The organism is Pseudomonas antarctica (genome assembly GCF_900624995.1).
Taxonomy (GTDB): domain Bacteria; phylum Pseudomonadota; class Gammaproteobacteria; order Pseudomonadales; family Pseudomonadaceae; genus Aquipseudomonas; species Aquipseudomonas antarctica.
In genome coordinates, this window is sequence record NZ_UYXQ01000084.1 from 1 (window position 1) to 18,072 (window position 18,072).

At 61.5% G+C, this 18,072-nt stretch carries 15 protein-coding genes; 11 read left to right on the plus strand and 4 right to left on the minus strand.

Features of this window, described 5'->3' with window-relative positions:
- Positions 1 to 370 precede the first annotated feature (370 nt).
- Both E0F99_RS23310 and olsB read right to left on the minus strand, forming a co-directional pair.
- Positions 371 to 1,162: a lysophospholipid acyltransferase family protein gene (locus tag E0F99_RS23310; RefSeq protein ID WP_083359711.1), complete on the minus strand. Its 792-nt coding sequence runs from the start codon at positions 1,160 to 1,162 to the stop codon at positions 371 to 373.
- Positions 1,162 to 1,917: an L-ornithine N(alpha)-acyltransferase gene (gene olsB, locus E0F99_RS23315; RefSeq protein ID WP_083359710.1), complete on the minus strand. Its 756-nt coding sequence runs from the start codon at positions 1,915 to 1,917 to the stop codon at positions 1,162 to 1,164. Before olsB ends, E0F99_RS23310 begins: the two co-directional genes overlap by 1 nt.
- Before the next feature lie 185 nt (positions 1,918 to 2,102).
- On the opposite strand from olsB, the gene E0F99_RS23320 reads away from it, so the two are divergent.
- From E0F99_RS23320 to E0F99_RS23360, 9 genes are all read left to right on the plus strand, one after another.
- Complete coding sequence (locus E0F99_RS23320; protein WP_083359709.1) at positions 2,103 to 3,185, plus strand: serine hydrolase domain-containing protein; 1,083 nt, start codon at positions 2,103 to 2,105, stop codon at positions 3,183 to 3,185.
- A complete protein-coding gene (locus tag E0F99_RS23325; RefSeq protein ID WP_083359708.1) occupies positions 3,182 to 3,496 on the plus strand; it encodes an amidase in 315 nt (104 codons plus the stop codon). The genes E0F99_RS23320 and E0F99_RS23325 overlap by 4 nt, the downstream gene beginning before the upstream one ends.
- Positions 3,497 to 3,594: 98 nt before the next feature.
- A complete protein-coding gene (locus tag E0F99_RS23330) occupies positions 3,595 to 3,966 on the plus strand; it encodes a colicin E1 family microcin immunity protein (protein WP_083359707.1) in 372 nt (123 codons plus the stop codon).
- Between the two features lie 234 nt (positions 3,967 to 4,200).
- Positions 4,201 to 5,376 carry a M20 aminoacylase family protein gene (locus E0F99_RS23335; protein ID WP_083359706.1) on the plus strand — a complete coding sequence of 392 codons (1,176 nt, stop codon included), beginning with the start codon at positions 4,201 to 4,203 and terminating at the stop codon, positions 5,374 to 5,376.
- 59 nt (positions 5,377 to 5,435) lie between these two features.
- Positions 5,436 to 6,746: a citrate-proton symporter gene (locus E0F99_RS23340; RefSeq protein WP_083359705.1), complete on the plus strand. Its 1,311-nt coding sequence runs from the start codon at positions 5,436 to 5,438 to the stop codon at positions 6,744 to 6,746.
- On the plus strand, positions 6,743 to 8,182 hold the full coding sequence (locus E0F99_RS23345; protein WP_083359704.1) for an amidase: 1,440 nt from the start codon (positions 6,743 to 6,745) through the stop codon (positions 8,180 to 8,182). Before E0F99_RS23340 ends, E0F99_RS23345 begins: the two co-directional genes overlap by 4 nt.
- A gap of 63 nt (positions 8,183 to 8,245) precedes the next feature.
- Positions 8,246 to 9,016 (plus strand): IclR family transcriptional regulator, encoded by a 771-nt coding sequence (locus E0F99_RS23350; RefSeq protein ID WP_083359703.1) that lies wholly within the window; start codon positions 8,246 to 8,248, stop codon positions 9,014 to 9,016.
- 107 nt (positions 9,017 to 9,123) lie between these two features.
- On the plus strand, positions 9,124 to 9,705 hold the full coding sequence (locus E0F99_RS23355) for a YceI family protein (protein ID WP_083359702.1): 582 nt from the start codon (positions 9,124 to 9,126) through the stop codon (positions 9,703 to 9,705).
- Between the two features lies 1 nt (position 9,706).
- Complete coding sequence (locus tag E0F99_RS23360) at positions 9,707 to 10,864, plus strand: phospholipase D-like domain-containing protein (protein ID WP_130908946.1); 1,158 nt, start codon at positions 9,707 to 9,709, stop codon at positions 10,862 to 10,864.
- Between the two features lie 28 nt (positions 10,865 to 10,892).
- Here E0F99_RS23360 and E0F99_RS23365 read toward each other — a convergent pair whose 3' ends face one another.
- Both E0F99_RS23365 and bglX read right to left on the minus strand, forming a co-directional pair.
- Positions 10,893 to 13,946 (minus strand): S8 family serine peptidase, encoded by a 3,054-nt coding sequence (locus E0F99_RS23365; RefSeq protein WP_130908947.1) that lies wholly within the window; start codon positions 13,944 to 13,946, stop codon positions 10,893 to 10,895.
- Between the two features lie 153 nt (positions 13,947 to 14,099).
- Positions 14,100 to 16,391: a beta-glucosidase BglX gene (gene bglX / locus E0F99_RS23370; protein WP_083359699.1), complete on the minus strand. Its 2,292-nt coding sequence runs from the start codon at positions 16,389 to 16,391 to the stop codon at positions 14,100 to 14,102.
- Between the two features lie 242 nt (positions 16,392 to 16,633).
- Between bglX and E0F99_RS23375 the strand changes: the two genes are divergently transcribed.
- Together E0F99_RS23375 and E0F99_RS23380 are read left to right on the plus strand one after the other, a co-directional pair.
- Entirely contained in the window at positions 16,634 to 17,245 is a 612-nt protein-coding gene (locus E0F99_RS23375; RefSeq protein WP_083359698.1) for a LemA family protein, read from the plus strand.
- 18 nt (positions 17,246 to 17,263) lie between these two features.
- Positions 17,264 to 17,962, plus strand: a complete 699-nt coding sequence (locus E0F99_RS23380) for a TPM domain-containing protein (protein ID WP_130908948.1) — start codon at positions 17,264 to 17,266, stop codon at positions 17,960 to 17,962.
- The last annotated feature ends 110 nt before the right edge of the window (positions 17,963 to 18,072 follow it).

Here is an 18,072-nt window from a genome sequence, read left to right on the forward strand (position 1 = left end):
ATCTTAGGCGCCCCGTTAAACCACGCTGGCCGAACGCAGGCTTGAATCCGTGGGTAACCCGGCAGGACGCCGGGTTAGCCGCGATGGGCCAAGGATGGCCCATGGCGGCGGCCCACGGATTCAAGCCGGAGTGAGGGCATGCCGAGCCTAGGCGAGGCACCGAGTGGTGGGGCAAGAGCCCTTTTGGTTACTTTTGGGGCTCTTTTCCAAAAGTGACCCGCTGTAAGAGCGGAACCATAAGCAGCCGTTACCGCAGCAACGGATATGTACTCAATCTACCTAAACCATCGCAGGCTAAAAGCAACACAAAAAGTTGCGTAGATACCCATGGCCATCGCAGGCAAGCCAGCTCGCACATTTTAAAGTGTGTTCATGCTGCAAATGCAGGCCGAGCCGCCACTTGCTCCGTCTCCGGCAACGGCCCAAACAACGCCTTCTGCACCGCCTGCTGCGCCTGGAACGCCAGCGCCGCGCGTTCCTGCCCGGCACAAGCAATTGGCGTGAGCACATGGATTTCCACATCGCCCTGGTCATTGGCAAACAAGCGCATCAAGTGCGAGAGCAAATCGTCATCGCCAATAAACGGTGCCAGCGGGTCGACTTGCCCGTCGCGCAGGTAACGAATCGCCACCGGTTGCAGCGACACATCGGCATCAATCGCGCTGGCCAGTAACCGCCCGTGAAAGGTGCGCAGGCTGCGCCCGTCGGTGGTGGTGCCTTCCGGGAACATCAGCAGCGGGTGCTGTTGCTCCAGGTGACGGGTCATCTGCTTGCGGATCAACTGGCTGTCGCCCGAACCCCGGCGGATAAACAGGCTACCTGCCTTCGCTGCCAACCAACCCGCCACCGGCCAGGTGCGCACTTCGGCCTTGGACAAAAATGACAGCGGCGTGACCATGCCCAGCAACGGGATGTCGGTCCAGGACACGTGATTGCTCACCCACAGCATCGGCGTTTGTGGCAACTCACCGTGCACCGTCACGCGAAAGGGCAGGGCGTGGGTCAGCCGTGCCATAAAAAACCGCGACCAGCGCTGGCGCCGCACCATCGAGTTGGCCACACCCAAACGCTCGAACACACCAAACACACTGGCCATGCTCAAGCCCAGCGCCACCACCAGAAGCACGCGGGCGATGCGCCCGTACACGCGCAGGCGGCCCATTACATGGCCGCCTTGAAGTGGCGCGCATAACGCGGGCACAACTCATCGCGCTTGAGCAGGATGAACACGTCCGCCACTTGGAAATCTTCATCCCAGCACGGCTCGCCGCAAATCTTCGCGCCCAGGCGCATATAGGCTTTGAGCAGCGGCGGCATTTCCGCGATCACGTTGGACGGCAGGTCCAGCGCTGGCAGCGGTTTTTTCGGCTCGGCCCGCAGGTGTTCGTTGCACAGATAGCGTTCGCGCAGGCGCTGCATGATCGCGTGGGCCTGGATGCCGCCGTCTTGCATCGGGATGCTCGCGCAGCCCATCAAGTAGCTGTAGCCACCTTGGTTCAACACCTCGGCCAACTCGCCCCACAACACGGCGATGGTGCCGCCGTTACGGTAGGCCGGGTCGACACAGGTGCGGCCGATTTCCAGGATCGGGCCTTGCAAATGCAGCAAGCCATGCAGGCTGAACTCTTCTTCGCTGTAGAACCGGCCCAAGGTGCTGGCCGCCTGGTGATCGAGTAAACGGGTGGTGGCCACCAATCGACCGCTGTTCAAATCCCGCACGCCGATGTGGCTGCAGTGAACATCATAGTCATCCATGTCCAGACCCAGTTCCGCGCCTTTCAGCTTGGCGTTGAACTCGCCGCTGAACACGTTGAACCGCAGGGCCTGGGCTTCCTGCAGCGCCTGTGCGCCAACCAGGCGTTCGGCTTGCAGGCGGCGTTCATTGCCGGTGTCGCTGATGCGGGCGATCTGAGTCATGGCGAATCTCCGAGTGCCGGTCACGTTTCGGCCGGTCGACTTGTTTGTCCAAACTCAGGCTATGTAGGCTCGGTGTCATCTCCATGAAGTTCCAGTGACGCTTAGATGACAGGCCCCGATGTAGCAAATCTGTCATGCGCCTCGGCTAGGCTCGCGGGCTTGAATGCCCCCTTGAGTTTGTGTCCATGGTCCGAGGCCTGCTGTGCGTTGCCCTGCTGTTAGTCACTGTCACCGCCCGCGCCGAAACCTGGCCTGACAAGGAGTGGGCCAAGGGCACACCGCTCGACGGTGCCGCTGTCGAAGCCCTCAATGCCTACGCTTTTCCAACCCGTGACGACGCCACCCGACAAGGCATTCGCACCGACGCGCTGCTGGTGATCCGCGACGGCGAAGTCATCTACGAACGCTACGCCGCGCCCACCACTGCCAGCACGCCGCACCTGACTTGGTCGGTGAGCAAAAGCCTGATGGCCACCGTGCTCGGCGTGGCCTATGGCGAAAGCCGCTTCAAACTCACCGACCCGGCGGCGCGCTTCTACCCGCCGATGAAGCAGCACCCCAAGGTCACCCTGGCCGACCTGCTGCACTGGGCCTCGGGCCTGGACTGGCAGGAAGACTATGAATACGCCCCGCTGAAATCCTCGGTGGTGGCGATGCTCTACACCCGTGGGCGCGCCGACATGGCTGAATTCGCCGCCGACACCGAGGCTGTTGCCGCACCGGGCCAGGCTTTCCGCTACTCCAGCGGCGACAGCAACATCCTGTCCGCCGCCCTCAAAGGTATGCTTGGCCACAAGGCTTATATGAGTTACCCGTGGGATGCGCTGTTCAAGCCGCTGGGCATCCACAACGCCATCTGGGAAACCGACGCCGACGAAACCTTCGTCGCCTCCTCTTACGCCTACCTCACCGCCCGCGACCTGGCGCGCGTCGGCCTGCTGATGGCACGCGACGGTCGTTGGGGCGATCAACAGTTGCTGCCCAAAGACTGGGTCGCCTTCAACCGCCGACCCTTCGACCAATACAAACCCGGTCAAGACGAGGCGGTGCCCGGTGGCCAATGGTGGCTGAACCGCGAAGTGCAAGGCGCGCCCCGACCGTGGCCCGACGCCCCGGCCGACACCTTCGCCGCCCTCGGCCACTGGGGCCAGGCGCTATTTGTATTGCCCGACGAACACCTGGTGATCGTGCGCTACGGCGACGACCGCGACGGCAGCTACCGCCATAACGAACTGCTCAAACGCGTGCTCGCGGCGGTGCAACCATGATCCGCCGTCACCCGTTTATCAGCGTTTTCCTGCTTCTATTACTCGCCCTGCTGGGCTGGGTGTGGCATGAGCGCGTTAACCTGCAAGCCTTCCCCGACATCATCGCCGCGTACACGGCCAAGGAGTACTGCTCGTGCCGGTATGTGGAGAACAATCCCACCGAGTATTGCCTGGGGTATGTGAAGCAGTACGTGCCGACCAGTGCGTTTACCGATAAGCCGGAACGCAGTGAAGTCACGGCGAGTGGGTTGGGGCGCACGCATACGGCGCGGTGGATGGGCGAGCGGCAGGGGTGTCGATTGTTGCCGTGAGATATACCTTCTGCCTGTCTCCACCGCGCACGCCGTAGTAACCTTGCCGGTGGCCGACGCCACTGAAGTCGGCCGTTAACAGGTCTAAGAGGAAACTTATGACGTTGGCGCGCAAGGCCGAAAACTACTTCAGGGTGATAAGAGCGCGACTGCGCATGGAGAAAAACTATTATTTAAAAAGCTTCGTTATTGCGCTGTTTATTTTTTGCATGAGCGTCTCCGTTTTTAAATCCAGCGATAAGGCCGTGATCATTATCTTGATCTGCGGGGTTAATGCTCTTTTGTTCCCGCTTGCCAGGCGTGCGGTAGAAAACGTTGTTTTTCGGTTTACTGGAAAAGATTTTTGGGGAACGGATCCCTTGCGGGCCGCCGCATCGTATGGTGGTCACGTGCTGTTGTGGACGTTTTATTTCGTCTTCGCCATTGCGCTCGGCACACTCTATTTGCTGTGGTTGTGCCTGAAAAAATAGTGTCCTTTCGCACGGCTTCTGCATCTTGGGAACTGATTCTTTATTTGTCATTCCGGGCTTATTGGGGGCGCTTCGCACCCCAGCACAAGCAAGTTTGCTCGCCACAGTGTTGGGGTGAAGCCCCAAGGTTCCACCCAGTGGAACCACCTTTGATTGTCCTCGCGCCCACATCGCGGTTAGCTGGCGATGTGTCGCCAACAAGAACGGGAACACCCGCCTGTGAGGAGAATCACCATGCGCCCACACCAGCACATTCTGGATTGGCTCAGCGACGTCGCCAGCGACTTGCAGGCCGTGCGTCAAGACATCCACGCCCATCCCGAACTCGGCTTTGAAGAGAACCGCACGTCAGCGCTCGTCGCGCAGTCCTTGAGACAGTGGGGCTATGAAGTACATACCGGCATCGGCAAAACCGGTGTGGTCGGTGTGCTGCGTAACGGCAGCAGCTCGCGCACCCTGGGCATTCGTGCCGACATGGACGCCTTGCCCATCCTCGAAAACACCGGCGCGGCCTACACCAGCCAGCACGCCGGTTGCATGCACGCCTGCGGCCACGACGGCCACACCACCATGCTGCTCGGCGCCGCGCGTTACCTGGCGGCGACGCGGCAATTCGACGGTACGTTGAACCTGATTTTCCAACCCGCCGAAGAAGGCCAGGGCGGCGCCGAGGCCATGCTGGCGGACGGTTTGCTGGAGCGTTTCCCCTGCGACGGCCTGTTCGGCATGCACAATATGCCGGGCCTGCCGGCGGGGCATCTGGGCTTGCGAGTCGGGCCGATGATGGCGTCCCAGGACTTGCTCACCGTAACGCTGGAAGGCGTCGGCGGCCACGGTTCCATGCCGCATTTGACCGTGGACCCTTTGGTCGCGGCCGCGAGTATGGTCATGGCGTTGCAGACGGTGGTGGCGCGCAACATCGACACCCAGGAAGCCGCCGTGGTCACGGTCGGCGCGCTGCAAGCGGGCCAGGCGGCCAACGTGATTCCTCAGCAAGCCCTGTTGCGCTTGAGCCTGCGCGCACTCAACCCGAAGGTGCGCGAACAGATGCTGGAAAGGGTCAACGCGATCATCCAGACCCAGGCCGCCAGCTTCGGCTGCACGGTGCAGATCGAACACCGCCCGGCCTACCCGGTGTTGGTCAACCACCCCGAAGAAACCGAGTTCGCCCGCCAGGTCGGCGTGGCCTTGCTCGGCGCCGAGGCGGTGGACGGCAACACCCGCACGCTGATGGGCAGCGAAGACTTCGCCTGGATGCTGCAACGCTGCCCCGGCAGTTACCTGTTTATCGGCAACGGCGTGTCGCGGCCGATGGTGCATAACCCCGCCTATGACTTTAACGACGACATCCTGCTGACCGGCGCCGCCTATTGGGGCGCGCTGGCCGAGAGCTGGCTCAAGCCTGCCTGACGCCCTCACTTTTTCTGCCGCTGGACCCTTTCCCTTATTGGTTGAATGGAGCGTTCCTCATGCAGATTTCAAAACCCCGTGTCTCCCGCACCCACCAGGTGGTGGCGGCCGTGATCGGCAATGCGCTGGAATGGTATGACTTCATCGTTTACGGCTTTCTGGCCAGCATCATCGCTCGGCAGTTTTTCCCGTCGCAGGATGAATACGCCTCGCTGCTGATGGCCTTGGCCACCTTTGGCGTGGGCTTTTTCATGCGTCCGGTGGGCGGCGTCCTGTTGGGGATTTACGCCGACCGCAAAGGCCGCAAGGCGGCGATGCAGCTGATTATCCGGCTGATGACCGTGTCCATCGCGCTGATCGCCTTTGCGCCCAACTACGCCGCCATCGGTATGGGCGCGCCGTTGCTGATCGTGGTGGCGCGCATGCTCCAGGGCTTTGCCACCGGCGGTGAATACGCGAGTGCCACGGCGTTCCTGGTAGAAAGTGCACCGGCCCATCGCAAGGGCCTGTATGGCTCGTGGCAGTTGGTGGGCCAGTGCCTGGCGGTCTTTGGCGGCGCGGCGATGGTGGCGTTGGTCACGCATTTCTTTTCCCCCGAAACCCTCGACCTGTGGGGCTGGCGCGTGCCGTTCGTGTTGGGTTTGCTGATCGGCCCGGTGGGGCTGTGGATTCGTCGGCATATGGAAGACCCAGAAGAATTTATCGAAGCACGCAAGCAGGCCACCGGCCCGGCGCCGGGCCTGATGGGTGTGCTGCGTGAGCATCGGCGCAGCATCCTCGTGTGCATGGGCCTGGCTTGCGGCGCCACGGTGTCGTTTTATGTGGTGCTGGTAAACATGCCGACCTTCGCCCACAAGAGCCTCGGCTTGCCGCTGGACCAAGTGCTGATGGTGCAGATGTTTGCGGTGGCGTTGATGACCGTGGTGATTCCGCTGTCCGGTCTGCTCTCGGATCGGCTGGGGCGGCGGCCGGTGTTGATGGCGTTCACCCTGGCATTCTTCGTGATGGTCTACCCGCTGTATGTGTGGGTGGCCGCCGCGCCGTCCATTGAGCGTTTGCTGGTGATGCAAGTGATGCTTTGCACCGCCATCGGTGGCTTTTTCGGCCCGGCGCCGACGGCATTGGCCGAGCAGTTTCCCATCGAGGTACGCTCCACCGGCGTGTCGGTGGCCTATAACGTGGCGGTGATGGTGTTCGGCGGTTTTGCACCGTTGATCGTGACCTGGCTGACCAAAGTGTTGGGCACGCCGGTGGCGCCGTCGTTTTACGTGCTGTTCGCTTGCGTGCTGACGCTGTTGGGCACTTACTGCATGCGTGAGGCACCGCGATTGAAGAAACCGCTGCCGTTTTCAAGTGAGGTGAAGCCTTGAGCATTGTTGATTGGGAGGCCACGCAACTGTCGCGCGCGATCCATGCGCGGCAGGTGTCGTGTGAAGACGTGATGCAGGCGTACCTGGCGCAGATCCAGCGTTTCAACCCGCGTGTGAATGCGCTGGTGTCGTTGCGTGATGCCGATCAAGTGCTGGCCGAGGCCCGGGCCTGTGATCGCGAGTTGGACCAGGGCCAATCGCGCGGCTGGATGCACGGCATGCCCCAGGCGATCAAGGATCTGGCCGCCACCAAGGGCCTGCGCACCACCTTGGGCTCGCCGCTGTTCGCCGAGCATGTGCCGACCGAAGACGCCATCAGCGTAGCGCGAGTGCGGGCCAGTGGCGCGATCATCATCGGCAAGACCAACGTGCCGGAATTCGGCCTCGGCTCGCAGACCTACAACACGTTGTTCGGCACCACCGGCAATGCCTATGACCCAAGCCTGATCGCGGGCGGCAGCAGCGGCGGGGCGGCGGTCGCGCTGGCGTTGCGCATGCTGCCGGTGGCCGATGGCAGCGACATGATGGGCTCACTGCGCAACCCGGCCGCCTTCAACAACGTGTACGGCCTGCGCCCCTCCCAGGGCCGTGTGCCCCACGGGCCGATACCGGAACTGTTCGTGCAGCAACTCGGTACTGAGGGCCCGATGGGTCGCAGTGTCACGGATGTGGCGCGGTTGCTAAGTACCCAGGCCGGTTACGACCCTCGGGTGCCGCTGTCATCCAAGGACGATCCGACGGTATTGGGCCAACCCTTGCAGCGTGACTTCAACGGTGCGCGCCTCGGCTGGCTGGGGGATTACAACGGCTACCTGCCGATGGACGATGGCGTGCTGAGCCTGTGCGAATCAGCCCTCGGCGATTTTGCCGCGTTAGGCTGCGACGTCGAACGCTGCCAGCCCGAATTTTCCATGGCGCGACTATGGCGCAGTTGGCTGGTGCACCGCCATTGGCTGATACACGGCAACCTTGGCGCGGCGTACGCCAACCCGCAAAAACGTGCGTTGCTCAAACCTGAAGCGCAATGGGAAGTGGAGGGCGGCGTGGGCTTGAGTGCCCAGCAGGTGTATCAGGCGTCGGTGGACCGCAGCGAGTGGTATCGCGCCCTGGCCAAGCTGTTCGAGCGTTACGATTTTCTGTTGCTGCCCACTGCCCAAGTGTTCCCTTTCGATGCACAACAGGCGTGGCCGCGCCTCGTTGGCGGGCGTGAAATGGACACGTATCACCGCTGGATGGAAGTCGTGATCGGCCCCACGCTCGCCGGCCTGCCGAGCATGAGCATCCCGGTGGGTTTCAACCCCCAAGGGTTGCCCATGGGCCTGCAGATCATCGGCCCGGCCCAGGCGGACCGGGCGGTGCTGCAATTGGCCTATGCCCATGAGCAATTGACGCAATGGGTGCAACGCCGTCCACCCACGTGCCTGGCGGCTGTCTGATACAAGGCGGGCCTGTATCTTGCTGTGAACAATGATCATCCACCGGCAACAAGGAGATCGACTATGGGCAGCAACGCCGAGACAGGGACCGTTCGTTCGGTTGAGCGCGCACTGGCAATCGTCGAATTGCTCGGCGAGCACCAGGCCTTGGGGCTGGAGGAGCTGCATTATCTGACGCGCCTGCCCAAGGCCACCGTGTCGCGCATGTTGCTGACCCTGCAAGAGCAGGGCTGGGTGTATCGTGGCCTGAGTGATCGCCGTTATCGCCTGCGCGCCCAACGGTTGTTCGGCGACACTCAGCAGCGCTTCAAGCGCCAGGTGGTGGAAAGCGCCGCGCCCTGGCTGCTGGAGCTCAGCGAACGCACTGGGCTGGTGGTGGACTTATCCTGCTTCGATGGTGAACGCCTGGAAGTTATGGAGAGCGCGATCCCCAGCGTGTTGCGTAAGCTGTATCCCAACAACTGCCAAATCGTCGGCCAGCACGCCAGCCTGTTTCACTCGGCGATGGGCAAAGCGTGTCTTACCCAATTGCCGACTGAAGAAGTGCAACGCCTTGCGGGCCGAGATCATGTGGCGGCAGACGAGCAGCACCATGTGTGTGAGCAAACCCAGCACCAAGGCTTCGGCCAGCGTACCGAAGGCTATTGGGAATACCCGGTGCGTCTGCCGTTCCTGATTCGCGCGGTGGCGCTGCCGGTGCGCGCCCAGGGTCGATTGGTCGGCAGCATGGCGTTGCACTGGCCGATGCATCAGGCGCCGGTTGAGCGTGTGTTGAACCTGCATATGGCCAGCCTTGAAGCGACGGTGCGCGAAGTGCAGCGGGTGTTGGTCTGATAATCATTGCCCAACAAATAGGGGCGCGGGCTTGCTCCCACATTAGATTTGCGCCGCTTGTGATATTGCGCTTAAGGTTCGTCCAGGTTTCTACCCCATGAGTCTTTATGTTCAATGTCAAACCGCTGGCACTCACGCTGCTGACGTGTGCCGCCCTGCCTGCCCACGCCGATTGGTACCTGGATAACGAATCCTCACGCCTGTCATTCGTTACCACCAAAAACACCGAAATCGCTGAAGTGCATCGCTTCCTGGTGCTGCACGGCAAAGTCGACAGCCAGGGCGCCGCGCGATTGGAAGTGGAGCTTGAGTCGATCAACAGCGGCATCCCGCTGCGCGATGAACGTATGCGCAATGAGCTGTTCGAGATCAAGACGTTTCCCGAAGCGCTGATCGGCGCACAGATCAACTTGCAGCCCATCAATGACCTGGCGCCTGGCGCGCAGCTGGAACTGCGCCTTCCATTGAGCGTCACGCTGCACGGCAAGACCCAGACCTACAGCGCCGAACTGTTGGCCACACGCCTGGATGACCGCCGTTTCCAGGTGGTGACCCTGGAGCCGGTGGTGTTGCATGCCGAAGACTTCGATCTGGCGCCGGGTGTGGCGGGGTTGCGTAAGGCGGCGGGGCTCAAGTCGATCAGTTTGTCGGTGCCGGTGGGTGCGGTATTGATCTTTACGGCGCGCTGACATGAGCGGCGCAGTGTTCCCGTGGCGCAGCGCCAACCGTTTCGAATTGCTGATTGACGGTCCGAACTTCTTCCCGCAGATGCTGGTGGCTATTGCTCGCGCTGAACGGCAAGTCGAGTTGGAGCTGTACCTGGTGGAAGCCGGGGCCTGCGCCGACGCGATGATCCAAGCATTGGTGCTCGCCGCCGAGCGTGGTGTGCGCGTCCGTTGCCTGTTTGATGACTACGGCAGCCTGGCGCTTACCTTGGGGCTGCGTAAGCGCCTGACTGACGCGGGCGTGGAGCTGCGGTTTTACAATCGTCTGAGCTGGCGACGTTGGGTGCGCAACCTGTACCGCGACCACCGCAAGGTGTTGCTGGTTGACCAGGGTATTGCGGTGGTCGGCGGGACCGGTGTCACGGATGAGTTCTGGACGCCGGGGCAAGACACAGCCGAGTGGCACGAAGTGATGGTGTACATCAGCGGCCCATTGGTGCTCGACTGGCAGGCGTTGTTCGACCGGCAATGGCACGCCAATGCGGCTCGGCGGGAGTGGAAGCCCTCCACCCATTTCGGCTTGCCGCGCCTGCCCAAGGTGCCTGCGACGGGGCCGGGCCTGGGGCGCGTCGCGTATGCCGACGCCCGTCAGCATCGCGATATCTTGCAGTCGCTGATTCGCGCCTTGAACAGCAGCCAGCAACGCATCTGGCTGGCCACGCCGTATTTTCTGCCGACCTGGAGCGTGCGCCGTGCCTTGCGCCGCGCAGCCGGGCGTGGCGTGGATGTGCGTCTGCTGCTCAGTGGCCCGCGTACCGATCACCCGTCCGTGCGTTATGCCGGGCACCGTTACTACCCGCGTCTGCTACGGGCAGGTGTGCAGATCTTTGAGTACCAGCCATGCTTCCTGCACCTGAAAATGGTGCTGGTGGATGACTGGGTGAGCATCGGCTCGTGCAATTTCGACCACTGGAATTTGCGCTTCAACCTGGAAGCCAATCTGGAAGCATTGGACCCGCAATTGACGCTGGCTGTGGCAGGCAGTTTCGAGCGCGATTTTGCCCAGAGCCAGGCGGTCAGTCTGGCGGCGTGGAAGTCGCGGCCGTTGTGGCGGCGGGTCAAGCAGCGGGTGTGGGGCTGGATTGATCGGTTGGTGGTGAATCTGTTGGGGCGGCGGGGCTGAGGCCCCCCGCCTGTACGGATAACAGCGCTTAGAACTGCAGTGAATACTGCGCCGTGATGCTCTGGTCTCGCGTGCGCTCACCGTGTTGTCGGGTGAAACCCACGTCCAACGCGCTGTCGCGTGTCAGGCGTGCGGTGGCGCCCAGTTCCAGTCGGGTGCTGAGGCGATCCAGCGGTGCGCCGCTGACGCTCATCACACGTCCGCCGTCCCACGCCGCCTGCGTGGTGGGTTGCAGGTCGCCGCTGGCATGGGTGTAGGCCAGGCCACCGTGCAGGCTCAGCCAAGATGGACCGACCTGCGCCTTGCCCAGGTCTATGTTGACGCGCACGCCACCGGTGGTCAGGTTGACGTTTTCCTTCGAGCGTTTGCCCTTCAGTGCGGCGATGCCGCCGCGTTCGTTGAAGCCTTCGCTGCGCTGTTGCACATTGGCCAGTTGCAGGTACGGCTGCCAATCCCAAACGTCATGGCTGAACTTATAGTTCGCTTCTGCAAATGTCTGCACGGTGCGGCTGGCGTACTGGGCGGACAGGCTGTTTTCTAGGCCGGGGAAGCTGACGCGGCGCTTTGTCTGGATCTTATGTTGCGCATAAGCGATGCCGCCATAGAGGCCGAACGCGTCCCACGTGTGGCCCACGTGCAGGCCCACTTGGTAAGTGTCGACACTCGCCTTGCCACGCGCTCCGGCTTTTACCTCGGTTTGACCGCCGCCGACGACCACGCCCAGTCGGGTACCTTGTTCCAGGGTGTGATCGAACCCGACCAGCAGGCCCGTGCTGCTGTGAGCGGTACGCGTGGTATTGCTGTCGCCCGCGAGTTGGCCTGACTGACGCGGCAGTTGCACCCAGACCCCTTGGTTGCGTGCGTCGCGCGCCGTCGCACGGCTGTCTTGTGCGCTGCGCTGACGGTCGAGTGCTGCCTGACGCAGCACGCGGCTGTTTTCGATCAACACCGCTTGGGTGCTGGCATGCAGTTCGCCGCTCAACGGGTCGAGTGCCGACGGTGCCTGGTCGGGAAACAACGCAGTCAGGCGCTGCAGCACCGGCGATGGCCGGGTTTCAGCATCGGCAGCATTGGCGACGGCGCGCTGGTTGGCAGTGCCGGCTGCCGACGCCAGTGACCGACCACGGCCGAATTCCACCCGCAAAACGTTGCCTTCCTTGACCTGGGAAACACTGAGGAAGGGCGAGAATTCGCGGCGGTCGATTGAGGCAAACTCGCCAGTCAATGCACCTTGGGCCTGGAGAATGCTGTAACGCTGGCCCAGGTAATAGCTGTTGGGTTGCGCGCTGAGGTACAGCGAGCCGCCATTGATAGACGCCTGGTTTTGCACCTGCAGTTTTGCCGGGGCTGACGGGTCCACCAGCCCAGTCATCAGGGTTGAACCGGCGGCTTGTTTGTAATCGCCCACGACGGCCAATGAACCGTTCACGCGCAGAGCGCCGCCGTCGACATTGACGTCGCCCTTGAGGGTGTTGATACCGTCCAGCTCCAGAATGCCTTCCTTGAGCGTGGCTCCGGCAAAGCTGTTATTGCCGCTCAGGCGCAGCCAGCCGATACCGGTTTTTTCCAGGCGGCCCGGGCCGCTGATATCGTTGCGCCAATCATCCCAGGCACCGCCTTGCCAGACGATTGCGCCGCCGGCGGGGCGGCCCATGTTGACGTTGGTATCAACCCGCAGCTGGCCGGGGCCGTCGATGGCTTTTTTCAGGTTCATCAGGCCCCAGCCGTAGACGTCGTCGACACCCGGCTCGCCGAGGTCGGTGGCGGTGGTGAGCAGCACGTCGCGGATTTGTGGGTTGTCGAGGTAGGGGAAGCGCTCCATCAGCAGTGCCAGGCCACCGCTGACGTGAGGGGCGGACATGGAGCTGCCGGAACTTAACATATAGCCTAACTCGGGTTTATCACCGGTCACTGCGAAACCATTGACACCACCGTCCTGGTCAAAGTGGTTTTCGGTTTGTATGGAACCTGTGACCCAGGACGAGTTGATATCCGTTCCGGGCGCGGCCAGGCACCAGTCTTTGCTGAAGCCACAGCGTTTTGAATACTCGCCTAGGGTCAGCTCTTTATTTAAGTTGACGACGGTCAGCCAATAGGGCTCCAGCGCTGCAATGGCACGTGGCAGGCTGGGATGTAGCCCGGCATTGGGCGCTTTTTGCGGGGATTCGTTTGCTGTGGTTACGTTGCCCGCTGACCAGACTTGCAGCATCCCATACGTGATAGCGTTGTCTGCTATGGCCTTGAGTTCTGAATAAACGGAGGTTCCTGTTTCGCTTAATGCCATGTCCAGCTCTGTGTCATTCGCGGGCGAAAATGGGCTCCCCCAACTATTGTTGACGACACGTACATTCTGACGGTGCAATTGGGCATAGGCGGCGTCTACCGCTGCAACCGTCGGAAGCGGGGGGCGCAAAATGTCTGTTATGGAAATGGGGCCTCCCAGGTAGGTGTTGCCGTACTTGCGCACTGCACTTAAGTTGGCTGCGTAAGCCACACCCTGGATGCCGGACCCATCACGATTGGCGAGTGCCGTGCCGGCAACGTGAGTGCCATGCGCATTGTAGGTGGCCCCTACAAATCCGAGATATTCATCAAGTTGTTCACGGGTGAGGATGCCATCGGCAATAGCGTCTTCAAGGGCGGTCAATGCTTCGGGTGGTAATGAATCGATAACGGTTACCGCCGCGCGATCCCCTTCAGTGTAGAAGCAGCCTCTCTCCAGCACAGTCCCACTCATGCAGCCGGTGTCAGCCATCAGCACGCCGACATTTGGCTTCCCCGCAAACTCACTATGGCGCAGGTCTGTTCCAGAGTCGTAAACGCCTAATCGTACTCCTGCGCCACTCAAGCCCCGTGCATAGGCGTAATCAGCGCCGACCGCGCCCAACCCCCAGTTACGCTTGAACTCGTCACTGCGCCAACTGGCCGCGTCGTGCAGTCGGCCTTGCTCGACGTAGTTCGCGGCTTCAACCGGCATGCCCGACAAGCCGCCGAGTACGCAGAGGGCAATAGCATTTCGCTTGAACGATGCTTGAATAGACGCTCTTTTTTCCGCCGATCGAGCGCTTTTTATGGGCGACATGATCCACACACCTGCACATTAATAGTGGGCTGACAGGGTGCGTGAGTGGGGGCGGGCGAGATGTAGGACTTGGCTTGAATGGGCCGTGAAAATTAGCTTTTTGCCGACGTGGATGCGCAAGCCCCCTCTTCAAAAAAGAGGGGGCTTGCGGTGTTACAACAACTCGAACGTCTGCTGCTGCACGTCTTGGGAGTCGAGCCCGATCTGCACATTGAACTGCCCAGGTTCAGCGGCGAACTTGAGCTGGGTGTTGTAGAACTTCAAGTCTTCCTCAGTGAGGGTGAAGTGCAGCGTGCGCGCTTCACCGGCCTTGAGCATGACCTTCTGGAAGTTCTTCAGCTCCTTGATCGGGCGGATCATCGAGCCGGCCACGTCCTGGATATACAACTGCACCACGGTTTCGCCATCGACCTTGCCGGTGTTTTTCAGCGTGACGCTGGCGTCGAGCTTGCCGGTTTTGTTCAGGGTGGTGGACGACAGTGCCATGTCCGACAGGCTGAACGTGCTGTAGCTCAGGCCATAACCAAACGGGAACAGCGGCCCGGTGGTGTCATCGAAGTACTGCGAAGTGTAGTTGCCCGGCTTGCCTGGGGTGAACGGGCGGCCGATGGTCAGGTGGTTGTAGTAGGTAGGAATCTGCCCAACCGAACGTGGGAAGGTGATTGGCAGCTTGCCCGACGGGTTGTAGTCACCGAACAGCACATCGGCAATGGCGTTGCCGCCTTCGGTGCCGGCAAACCAGGTTTCCAGGATCGCATCGGCCTGTTGGTTCTCATCGACAATCGACAGCGGGCGGCCGTTCATCAACACCAGTACCAGCGGTTTACCGGTGGCCTTCAAGGCCTTGATCAGGTCGCGCTGGCTTTGCGGGATGTTCAGGTCGGTACGGCTCGAGGACTCGTGGGACATACCACGCGACTCGCCCACGGCAGCCACCACCACGTCGGCGTCCTTCGCAGCTTTCACCGCTTCGTCGATCAGCACCTGCGGGGAACGGGTGTCATCCACCACTTCCGGCGCATCGAAGTTGAGGAAGTTGAGGTAGTCGACCACCGCCTTGTCGTTGGTGATGTTGGCACCACGCGCGTAGATCACTTTGCCTTTTTCGCCGATCACCGCGTTCATGCCGTCGAGCAGGGTCACCGATTGTGCAGGTTTGCCGGCGGCGGCCCAACTGCCCATCATGTCGATCGGTGCCTTGGCCAGCGGGCCGACCAATGCGATGGTCGCGGATTTTTTCAGCGGCAGGGTGTTGTTCTGGTTTTTCAGCAGCACCAGGCTGCGGCGCGCGATATCACGCGCGTCGGCACGGTGCAGGCGGCTTTCGGCGTACGTATCGGCCGGGTCATCTTCGGCCTTACCGATGCGCAGGTACGGGTCTTTGAACAGGCCCATGTCGTACTTGGCGCCGAGCACCTCACGCACGGCGTTGTCGATGTCGCTTTGTTCGATCTCGCCGGATTTCAGCAGGCCGGGTAATTCCTTGCCGTAGAGCGAGTCGTTCATGCTCATGTCGATGCCGGCCTTGATCGCCAGTTTGGCGGCTTCACGCCCGTCCTTGGCAACGCCATGCTTGATCAGCTCGAAGATCGCGCCGTGGTCGCTGACGGCCAGGCCTTTGAAGCCCCAGTCCTTGCGCAGCAGGTCGTTCATCAGCCAGGTGTTGGCGGTGGCGGGCACGCCGTTGATCGAGTTCAGCGCCACCATCACGCCGCCAGCACCGGCCTTGATCGCTGCGTGGTAGGGCGGCAAATAGTCCTGGTACATTTTGACCGGGCTCATGTCGACCACGTTGTAGTCGCGTCCGCCTTCCACCGCGCCATACAGCGCGAAATGCTTGACGCTGGCCATGATGCTGTCGGCATTGGCGGGGCTGGCGCCCTGGAACGCCTTAACCATCACTTCGGCAATGCGCGACGTCAGGTAGGTGTCTTCGCCAAAACCTTCGGAGGTACGGCCCCAGCGCGGGTCACGGGAGATGTCGACCATCGGCGCAAAGGTGATGTCGAGACTGTCGGCGGCGGCTTCCTGGGCGGCGATGCGCCCCGAGCGGCCGATGGCGTCCATGTCCCAGCTGGAGGCCAGGGCCAGGCTGATCGGGAAAATCGTGCGGTGGCCGTGGATCACGTCATAGGCGAAAAACATCGGGATCTTCAACCGGCTGCGCATGGCCGCGTCCTGCATCGGACGGTTTTCCGGGCGGGTGATCGAGTTGAAGGTGCCGCCGATACGGCCGGCGGCGATTTCCTTGCGGATCAGCTCGCGAGGCATTTCGGGGCCGATGCTGATCAGGCGCAATTGGCCGATCTTTTCATCCAGGGTCATCTGCTTGAGCAGGTCGCTGACGAAGGCGTCCTTGTCTTTAAGCGCAGCAGGCTTTGTTTCTGCCCAGACGGGGTGAGTGGCCAGAGTGGCAACAAGGCCGAGCAAACACAGCTTTTTCATGAATATCCTTTTTCGGCTCACTGCACAGCATCAAGAGAATGCCGTCGGCCAAAATGTGGGGAGCGTCTATTGTTGTTCGGGTGTTGTTCAGATAAATGCAGCACACTCTGAACTCTTTTTCGCGCTGGGCATCTTTGTAGCTGATTGGCTCGACGCAATCCAGTGGTGGCGGATTATGCCCCAAGCGCACGGGTTATAGGGTTAGTCGTCACATTCCATCCAGTTTGGGCAGGAGAAACACCATGCAAGCAGCACAAGGTTATCGCTGGGGCTTGAAAGCCGCGGCTCTACTACTGATCAGCAGCGTTTTGAGCGGTTGCGGCATCAACACCATTCCGACGCTGGATGAACAGGCCAAGGCGGCCTGGGGCCAGGTGCAGAACCAGTACCAACGCCGTGCCGACCTTATCCCTAACTTGGTGGAAGTGGTCAAGGGCTACGCCGCCCATGAGCAAGACACCCTCACCGCCGTGATTGAAGCGCGGGCCAAGGCCACGTCGATTCAGGTGGACGCCAGCACCCTCGACAACCCCGAGAAACTCAAACAGTTCCAGCAAGCCCAGGACGGTTTGAGCGGCGCGTTGAGCCGTTTGATGGTGGTGTCCGAGCGCTACCCGGACCTGAAGGCCAACCAGAACTTCCTGGCCCTGCAATCGCAACTTGAAGGCACGGAAAACCGCATTGCCGTGGCCCGTCGCGATTTTATCCAGGCGGTGCAAGCGTACAACACCGAAATCCGTACCTTCCCAGGTCGCCTGTGGCACACCGTGATGTACAGCGACTTGCCGATCCGCGCCACGTTTGAAGCCACCAGTGCCGACGCCGATAAAGCGCCGCAAGTGAAGTTCAAATAAGGCTTCTCTGAGGTGTCGATGCGTTTATTACGGATAGGCTTGGCGCTGTGGTTGCTGGCCTGCGTCGGTGCGGCTCAGGCCGCGCTGACGTTCCCGCCATTGACCGGGCGGGTGGTGGACAGCGGCCAAATGATCGACCCGGCAACGCGTGCGCAGATTACCCAACAGTTGGAGCTGCTTGAGCACAAATCCGGTGACCAGATCGTGGTGGTCACCGTGCCCGACCTGCAAGGCGTAACTATTGAGGACTACGGTTACCAATTGGGTCGCCAGTGGGGCATCGGCCAAAAGGGCAAGGACAACGGCGCACTGTTGATCGTCGCCCGGGATGAGCACAAATTGCGCATCGAAGTCGGCTATGGCCTCGAAGGTGTGCTGACCGATGCGCAGTCCTGGGTGATCATCAATCAGGTGATCGCGCCCAAGTTCAAGGCCGGCAATTACAGCCAGGGCGTCAGCGACGGCGTGGCGGCGATGCTGCAAGTGGTGGGCGGTGAGCCCTTGGCGGTGCCGGCCCATGTGGCGGACGCCAACTTCGCCAAGGATAATCCCGGGCTTTCCATCGGCTTGTTCATTCTGTTGATCGGGGTGTTGTGGCTGTGCAATCGCCTGGGCCTGCCGGTTGGCGCTATTTTGCTGGCCATTCTCAGCAGCAGTGGGCGTGGCGGCGGTGGCGGTGGCTTCCGAGGCGGCGGCGGTGGTTTTGGCGACCAGTAGGCCGGCCGCATCGCGTTCCAGTCGGTGGACGATAGCCGACGATGGCGACTCGGGCATACCAGCCAGGCCCTAGGGGCAAGGCCATGGAACGGGCCACCACGCAGGGATGC